At 69.1% G+C, this 1,128-nt stretch carries 1 protein-coding gene and 1 pseudogene; both read left to right on the top strand.

Features of this window, described 5'->3' with window-relative positions; translation table 11 throughout:
- A pseudogene (locus AB0H83_RS51900) lies at positions 1–289 on the top strand (hypothetical protein); the annotation flags it as partial.
- Positions 286–1,128 (top strand): ABC transporter substrate-binding protein (locus AB0H83_RS51905; RefSeq protein ID WP_360111506.1); only part of this gene is annotated, 843 nt, incomplete at its 3' end. The pseudogene AB0H83_RS51900 and the gene AB0H83_RS51905, both read left to right, overlap by 4 nt.

Here is a 1,128-nt window from a genome sequence, read left to right on the forward strand (position 1 = left end):
GACGATCTACGGCGTGGCCCTCAAAGGGCTCGGTCCGGCGACCAAGTTCGGCGCCGCCGGCCTCGTGATGGCCATCGTGGGCGGCGCGATCATGCCGGTGGTACAGGGCAGGCTCGTGGACCGGACGAGCGCGGCGATCTCCTTCATCGTCCCAGCCGTCTGTTTCGTCGTCGTCGGGCTCTACGCTCTCTACGACCTCGGGGCCGCGGCCGAGCCCGTCCGCGGGAGCACCGAGCCGGTCCTGCCCAGGGGTGCCGGGCCGAGCACCGTCACCGGGAGCACGGCATGAACCGCTGGCGCCGCGTGGCAGCGGCAGTCGCGGTCGTGGTGCTCGCCGTGGCCGGCTGCGGTTCACCGAAGCCGACGAGCCCAACGAAGGAAACCAAGCAGCTCGAGGTCGTGTCGTGGTGGACCTCCGGCTCGGAGGCTGCCGCGCTGAACGTCCTGTTCACCGCCATGCACCAGACGGATCCGAACGTCGACGTCGTCAACGCCGCGGTCCCGGGCGGCGCCGGGTCACAGGCGGTCGTGGCCTTGGCCAAGCGGCTGCAGAACGGCAACCCGCCCGACGTCTGGCAGACCTTCACGGGCAAGTCCGTGCAGGGCTACGCCGACCGCGGCGTCATCCGCGACGTCGCGTCGGTCTTCGCCGAGGAGAACCTACGCGCGACGATGCAGCCGACCATCCTGGGTTCGCTCATGCACGGCGGCAAGCCGTACGGGGTGCCGACAGGTGCCCATCGCAGCAACATGCTGTGGTTCAACACCGAGATCCTCAACCGGGCGGGCGTCACACCACCCTCCGGCGACCACGCCCTCGCCGCCCTCATGGACGACCTGCGGAAGGTCAAGGCGTCCGGAGCCATCCCCCTGTGTCTCGGCGGCAAGGACCCGTTCACCACCGTCGAGCTGTTCGAGAACGTGCTACTCAGCACCATCGGGGTGAAAGGCTGGCAGGACATGGTCGGCGACCGCCTCAACTGGCGCAGCGCGCAGGTGCGGACAGCGCTGCGGACCTTCGGCGACATCCTCACCTACGCCGATCCCGAAGCCGGCACGTTGACCTGGGACGCGGCGACAAAGAAGCTCGCCACAGGTGGTTGCGCCTTCGAGTCCATGAACGACTCG

The organism is Dactylosporangium sp. NPDC050688 (genome assembly GCF_040654515.1).
Classification (GTDB): domain Bacteria; phylum Actinomycetota; class Actinomycetes; order Mycobacteriales; family Micromonosporaceae; genus Dactylosporangium.